The sequence below is a fragment of the Gemmobacter sp. LW-1 genome, from assembly GCF_001303875.1.
Lineage (GTDB): Bacteria > Pseudomonadota > Alphaproteobacteria > Rhodobacterales > Rhodobacteraceae > Gemmobacter > Gemmobacter caeni.
Genome location: NZ_LJSC01000054.1, coordinates 149,561 through 155,979, shown reverse-complemented (window position 1 = coordinate 155,979; position 6,419 = coordinate 149,561). Strand labels below are relative to the sequence as shown.

The following is a 6,419-nucleotide window of genomic DNA, read 5'->3' as shown; positions in this document are numbered from 1 at the left end:
ATGCGGCGGGTATGGCCGACGCGGCAGAGCCGGGCGAAACGGGCGGGATCGGCGGCCTCGATCTTCTCGGCCTCGTTGATATAGACCATGGCCTGCGCCAGATCGCGGGTCTGCCGCACCGCGATGGGGGCGCCGTTCAGCGTGGCACCATGGCCGCGCGCGCCCGCGAAGGTTTCGTTCAGCGCCGGCATCCGCACCACGCCGATTTGCGGCACGCCCGCCACCAGCCGCCCCAGCAACATGCCGAACAGCGGATGGCCGGTGATGAAGGACCGTGTGCCGTCGATCGGGTCGATGATCCACGTCGCATCGCTTTGGCCTTCGGTCACGCCATATTCCTCGCCGAAGATGCCGTCCTGCGGAAAGGCTTCGGCCAGTGCGTTGCGGATGAACCGTTCTGTCCCCCGGTCGGCAATGGTGACGGGGCTGTCATCTTCTTTCGCCACCAGTTCCAGGGGCTTGCGGAAATGCGCCATCGGAATGGTACTGGCGCGTTCGGCAATGGCGATGGCCTGTGCCAGCAGGGTCTGGGTCATGGTCACTTTCCTTCAGCAGGCATGTCGGCGGCGACACAGATCGAGACGCCCCAGTCTGCGGCGGCGGCGGCGATGTCGCCGGGCGGGGCCGCATCGCAGACCAGCAGGTCGATCTCGGTCGGGTCGCCCAGCGAGACGGGGGCAATACGATGGAACTTGCGCATGTCGGCGGCGACGATGCAACGGGTCGCGCGCCGCATCATGGTGCGGGTCAGCCGCGCCTCTGACAGATCGGAGAACAGGAACCCTCGCTCCGGGCAGATGCCCGAGGTGGAGAGGATCGCCAGATCCAGCATGAAATATTCCAGAAACCCCAGCGCCTCGGGGCCGAAGGCGCCGCCATCATTGGCGCGCAGCTCTCCCCCCGCAAAGAACACCCGGTTGCCGTTGCGCGTGGCCAGCTTGTAGGCCACCGCGACGGAATTCGTGACGATGGTCAGCCCGCGATGGGCATGCAGCGCATCGGCGATGAAACTGGTGGTGGAGCCGACATCCAGAAACATCGAGCTGCCGTCCGGCACCATGCCCGCCACTACGCCCGCGATGCGGCGCTTGGGTTCGGCCTGTTCCATCAGCCGGGTTTGCAGATCGGCCTCCACCGCATGTTCGACCAGCCGCGCGCCGCCATGCAGCTTTTCCACCAGGCCGCCCTTGGCCAGCCTGCGCAGGTTGCGGCGGATGGTTTCGTCCGAAACGTCAAGCTCATGCGCAAGGCTTTGCACCCGCGCGGCACCGCCTGCCCGGCGCAGGGCATGCAGGATCTCGGCCTGACGGTGGTTCGAAGTGGGGTCAAGATCGCTCATTCCGGGCATCCGATGCGGGGCTCTGACGAAAGATTAGCCATCGAGCGCACATAAATCCACATGAATGGCAGAATGGTGAGCGTATATGTTGAAATTATGTTGCCATGTGTTGAGTTGCTGTTACCGTTTCTTCAGCGCCTGATTCAGCGGGTGCCAATACAATCGAAAAACACAGGGAGTCCGAAATGAAAAAGACGTTCACGCCTGTCGCACTCGCATTGTCGGCCGCGCTCGCTGCGGGTGCGGCCTCGGCCGAGGTGGAAAGCAACGACCCGATCAAGATCACCACGCATGACTGGTCTGGCCAGATCATCAGCGCAACGCTGATGGGCGAGGTGCTGAAGAAGGCGGGGTACAATGTCGAATATGTGCAGGCCGACTATCTGGCGCAGTTTGCGGGGCTGAAGACCGGCGATCTGGATCTGGCGATGGAGATCTGGGCAACCACCGGGCAAGAGGCACTGGACGAGGCCGTCGCCTCGGGCGGGGTGGTGAATTTCGGCGAGACCGGGATGAAGGCGAAAGAGGAATGGTGGTATCCGGCCTATATGGAGGAAACCTGCCCCGGTCTGCCCGACTGGAAGGCGCTGCGCGATTGCGCTGAGGCATTCTCGACCGCCGAGACAGCCCCGAAGGGGCGCTATCTGGGTGGCCCGGTGACCTGGGGCGGCTTCGACGAGGAACGGGTCGAGGCGCTGGACATGGATTTCGAGGTGGTCCACGCGGGCACCGACGCCGCGCTGTTTGCCGAACTGCAATCGGCCTATGAACGCAAGGCGCCCATCGTGCTCTGGCTCTATTCCCCGCATTGGGCGCCCGAGAAATACGAGGGTAAATACGTCGAATTTCCGCCCTATGAACCGGCCTGCTACACCGATCCCGCCTGGGGCGAGAACCCCGATGCGGCCTATGACTGCGGCAAGCCGACCGGCCCGATCTGGAAAGCTGGCTGGGCGGGGCTGGAGGGTAAGTGGCCGGGCGCGGCCAGGATCATCCGGGCGTTCCACGTTGAAAACCCGGAGATGGGTGAGATGATCTACAAGGTCGATGTAGATGGCGCCGAGATCCCGGCAGTGGTGGCCGAATGGATGGGCGCCAATGAATCCGTCTGGCAAGGCTGGCTGAAGTAACGGCCCGTCGGGGGGCGTCCGCCCCCCGTCCTTCCTCACTGCCCGGACCGGACCGCCATGGAACAGCCGATCATCCTTGAATGCCGCAATGTCTGGAAGCTTTATGGCGCCAGTGCCGACAGCTTTCTGCAAAACCATGGCGGCCCGCCCACGCCCGAGGCGCTGCGCCGTGCCAATATCGTCAGCGCGGTGCGCGCCGCCGATGTGACGATCCGCAAGGGCGAGATCTTCGTCATCATGGGCCTGTCGGGATCGGGCAAATCGACGCTGGTGCGCTGTCTCGCCCGGTTGATCGAGCCGACCGCCGGGGAGATCCGGTTCGAAGGGCGCGACCTGCTGGGCATGTCAGGGCCGGAGCTGATTGCGTTGCGGCGGCACAAGATGGGGATGGTGTTTCAGCATTTCGCGTTGTTGCCGCATCTGACCGCACTGGAAAACGCAGCCTTCCCGCTGGAGGTGCAGGGTATCGACCGCAAGACCCGGCTCGACCGCGCCATGCAGGTGATGGAACTGGTCGGGTTGCAAGGGCGCGAAAACCGCTATCCGCACGAGCTTTCGGGCGGGCAGCAGCAGCGTGTCGGTATCGCGCGTTCCCTGATCGTTGAACCTGACCTGTGGTTTCTGGATGAACCCTTCTCGGCGCTGGACCCGCTGATCCGGCGCGAGATGCAGGATGAATTGCTGCGTCTTCAGGCGCGGCTGCACAAGACCATCGTCTTCATCACCCATGATTTTGACGAGGCGATCCGTCTGGCCGACCGCATCGCGGTGATGCGCGATGGCGCCATCGTGCAGACTGCCACGCCCGAGGAACTGGTGCTGAATCCCGCCGACGATTACGTCGCCGAATTCACCCAGCACATTCCGCGCGCCAAGGTGGTGCGGCTGGGCACGGCGGCGAAACCGCTGGGGCCGGGGCCGTTTGCCGGTGATCTGCCCGCGTCCCTGCGCGTGGCTGAGGCCGCCGACCGGATCGAGGCGGCGGGCCTGCCGTTCCGCGTGCTGGCCGCGGATGGCGCGCCGATCGGCCAGATCGACGGCCGCGCCGTCATCGACATCCTGATCGGCCGCGAGGTCGCGCGATGAGGCGCTGGCGCCCGGTCGATCTTCTGTTCTGGGGCGGGCTTGCGCTGGTGACTCTGGGGCTGTCGCTGGCGTCAAAACAGATCGGGGCGGCGACGGGCTGGAAATGGCTGACCAAATTCCCCAAAGGCTGGGAGTTGCACGCTGACCGCGCGATTTCGGCTGCGATGAAATGGCTGGTCGAGGATGCGGCCCTTGGCCCCCTGCGGTTCCGCGATCTGACGCGGCTGCTGTCGGCGCTGGTTGAGGCGCCCTATTTCGTGCTGCGCGATTTCCTGATCGACGGGTTCCAGATCGGGCAGGGTCAGCAGGCGGTGCCGGTGCTGCCGCATGTCAGCTGGCTGGTCGTCGTGCTGGGCTTCGGCCTTCTGGCGCATCGGGCTGGCGGCTTCCGGCTGGCGGCGCTGGTCGTGGCGAGCTTCCTGTATCTTCTGCTGTTCGGGCTGTGGGAAAGCGCCATGGTCACGCTGGCCTCGGTCGCCATCGCGGTGCCGCTGGGCGTCGGGCTGGGCATCCTGCTGGGTATCGCGGCCTTCCGCTTCCGCTGGGTCGACACAGGCCTGCGCCCGCTGCTGGATCTGATGCAGACCGTGCCGGTCTTTGCCTATCTGGTGCCCATCCTGTTCCTGTTCGGCTTTGGCGCCATGTCGGCACTTGTGGCGACGATCATCTACGCGATGCCACCCATGGTGCGGATCACCACCCTGGGCCTGCGCGGTGTGCCGGAAGAAATTGTCGAGGCTGGGCGCATGTCGGGCTGCACTCCGCGCCAGAACCTGTGGAAGGTGCGGCTGCCTGCGGCGCGGGGCCTGCTGATGGTCGGTGTCAATCAGGTGATCATGCTGACGCTGAACATGGTCATCATCGCCTCGATGATCGGGGCGGGGGGCTTGGGCTTTCAGGTGCTGACCGCGCTGCGCAAGCTGGACGTGGGCGCGGGGGTCGAGGCCGGGTTCGGCATCGTCATCCTTGCCGTGGCGCTGGACAGGCTGAGCCAGGCCATCGCGCGCCGTGGCCCGGTGGTGCAGGCACAAGGGGGGTGGATGGCCCGCCACCCGCGCAGCCTTGCCTTGCTAGTGGTGCTGCTGGTCAGCTACCCGCTGGGCGTGCTGCTGCCCGCGCTGAACAGCTTTCCCGAAAGCTGGCAGCTCAGCACCGGCAGCTTCTGGCAGGGGGTAATTTCATGGATCAACCTCAACCTCTATGACCAGATCGAGGCGGTGAAAGTCTTTGCCCTGACCTGGGTTCTGGTGCCGGTGAAGCAACTCTTGCTGGGTATCCCGTGGCCTTGGGGGCTGGCGCTGGCATTTGCGATTCCTGCGAAGATCGGGGGCTGGCGGCTGGGCGCCATGGGCCTTGCCATGGCCAGTTTCATCGCGGCGAGCGGGCTTTGGCCCGAGGCGATGATCACGCTTTACCTTTGCGGTGTCTCTGTCGTCATCGCCATGCTGATCGGCGTGCCGCTGGGCGTCTGGGCCGGACAGAACGCGCGGGCCAATGCCGTGCTCACGCTGGTCATCGACACGCTTCAGACCCTGCCGACCTTCGTTTATCTGATCCCGGTGGTGATGCTGTTCCGGGTTGGCGATTTCTCGGCCATGATTGCGGTTGTGCTTTATGCCGTGGTGCCCGCCGTGCGTTATGCCGCCCATGGCATTCGCAGCATCGACAGCCAGCTTGTCGAGGCGGGGCTGGTTTCTGGCTGCACGCCACGGCAGCTTTTGTGGAAAGTGAAGGTGCCGCTGGCCATGCCCTCAATCCTGCTGGGCCTGAACCAGACCATCATGCTGGCGCTGTCGATGCTGGTCATCACCGCGCTGGTCGGCACTCGCGACCTCGGGCAGGAGGTCTATATCGCGCTGACCAAGGCCAATGTCGGCAAGGGTGTGGTGGCCGGTCTGGCGGTGGCCTTCCTTGCCATCATGAGCGACCGGATCATCACCGCCGCAGTGAACCGCAAGAGGGGGGAGGACCATGCCTGAGACGCTGCAACAGTTGCAGGACCGTGCGGCGGCGCTGCCCTGTTTCACCGCGCCGACACGGGTGGCGCCGCTGGAGGGGGGCAAGACCAACCTCAACCTGCTGGTCGAGGATGGCGGCGCGCGCTTCGTCGTGCGCTTCGGCGTCGACATCCCCGAACATGGCATCCTGCGCTGGAACGAACTGGCGGTGTCGCGCGCGGCCGAGGCGGCGGGCATCGGCCCCGCCGTGCGCCATGCCGCGCCGGGGGTGATGGTGGTGGATTTCGTCGATGCCCGGCCGCTGACACCCGAGGACTGCGCCGATCCCGCCACGATCCCCGCGCTGGCCGATCTGCTGCGCCGGGTGCATCACGATGTCTTTGCCCGGCTGGATGGCCCTGTCCTGTCGTTCTGGGTGTTCCATATCCTGCGCGATTATGCCCGGCGGCTGTCTGCCAACGACTCGGCCCATATCGCGCTCCTGCCCGGCCTGATGGATCAGGCGGCGGCGCTGGAGGCCGCCATCGGCCCCACCCCTACGGTGCTGGGCCATAACGACCTGCTGCCGGGCAACATCCTGAAGGGCGATGGCCGGTTCTGGCTGATCGACTGGGAATATGCGGGTCTCGGCAGCCCGCTGTTCGATCTGGGCGGGATCGCCTCGAACAACGGCTTTACCGGGGCCGAGGAACTGGCACTGCTGGCCGCTTACCACGGTCAGCCGGTCAGCGATGCGCTGTGGCGGCAATATACCGCGATGAAATGCGCCTCTCTCCTGCGCGAAACGCTGTGGAGCATGGTCAGCGAACTGACCTCGGCGCTGGATTTCGACTACGGCGCCTATACCGCCGAAAACCTTGCCGCCTTCCGCGCGGCCTATCACGCTTATCAATCCCTGTGAGGACT

General features: G+C 65.2%; 6 protein-coding genes. 4 read left to right on the top strand and 2 right to left on the bottom strand.

Annotated features, from left to right (window positions below; all coding sequences use genetic code 11):
* On the bottom strand, positions 1 to 536 hold a 536-nt coding region (locus AO684_RS17035; RefSeq protein WP_235451309.1), incomplete at its 3' end, for an inositol monophosphatase family protein.
* 2 nt (positions 537 to 538) lie between these two features.
* Entirely contained in the window at positions 539 to 1,339 is an 801-nt protein-coding gene (locus tag AO684_RS17030; RefSeq protein ID WP_200907827.1) for a DeoR/GlpR family DNA-binding transcription regulator, read from the bottom strand.
* 185 nt (positions 1,340 to 1,524) lie between these two features.
* Between AO684_RS17030 and AO684_RS17025 the strand changes: the two genes are divergently transcribed.
* The 4 genes from AO684_RS17025 to AO684_RS17010 are packed head-to-tail and all read left to right on the top strand — an operon-like array spanning position 1,525 to position 6,414.
* Complete coding sequence (locus tag AO684_RS17025) at positions 1,525 to 2,469, top strand: ABC transporter substrate-binding protein (protein ID WP_054303918.1); 945 nt, start codon at positions 1,525 to 1,527, stop codon at positions 2,467 to 2,469.
* A gap of 57 nt (positions 2,470 to 2,526) precedes the next feature.
* On the top strand, positions 2,527 to 3,555 hold the full coding sequence (locus AO684_RS17020) for a glycine betaine/L-proline ABC transporter ATP-binding protein (RefSeq protein WP_054303917.1): 1,029 nt from the start codon (positions 2,527 to 2,529) through the stop codon (positions 3,553 to 3,555).
* Positions 3,552 to 5,534, top strand: a complete 1,983-nt coding sequence (locus tag AO684_RS17015) for a proline/glycine betaine ABC transporter permease (protein WP_054303916.1) — start codon at positions 3,552 to 3,554, stop codon at positions 5,532 to 5,534. Before AO684_RS17020 ends, AO684_RS17015 begins: the two co-directional genes overlap by 4 nt.
* Positions 5,527 to 6,414, top strand: a complete 888-nt coding sequence (locus tag AO684_RS17010; protein WP_054303915.1) for a choline kinase family protein — start codon at positions 5,527 to 5,529, stop codon at positions 6,412 to 6,414. Before AO684_RS17015 ends, AO684_RS17010 begins: the two co-directional genes overlap by 8 nt.
* Positions 6,415 to 6,419 lie beyond the last annotated feature (5 nt).

What these genes read in the sequence shown, in the direction of transcription:
- AO684_RS17030 (WP_200907827.1), bottom strand. Translation starts at nt 1,339, where the DNA reads ATGAGCGATCTTGACCCCACTTCGAACCACCGTCAGGCCGAGATCCTG.
- AO684_RS17025 (WP_054303918.1), top strand. Translation starts at nt 1,525, where the DNA reads ATGAAAAAGACGTTCACGCCTGTCGCACTCGCATTGTCGGCCGCGCTC.
- AO684_RS17020 (WP_054303917.1), top strand. Translation starts at nt 2,527, where the DNA reads ATGGAACAGCCGATCATCCTTGAATGCCGCAATGTCTGGAAGCTTTAT.
- AO684_RS17015 (WP_054303916.1), top strand. Translation starts at nt 3,552, where the DNA reads ATGAGGCGCTGGCGCCCGGTCGATCTTCTGTTCTGGGGCGGGCTTGCG.
- AO684_RS17010 (WP_054303915.1), top strand. Translation starts at nt 5,527, where the DNA reads ATGCCTGAGACGCTGCAACAGTTGCAGGACCGTGCGGCGGCGCTGCCC.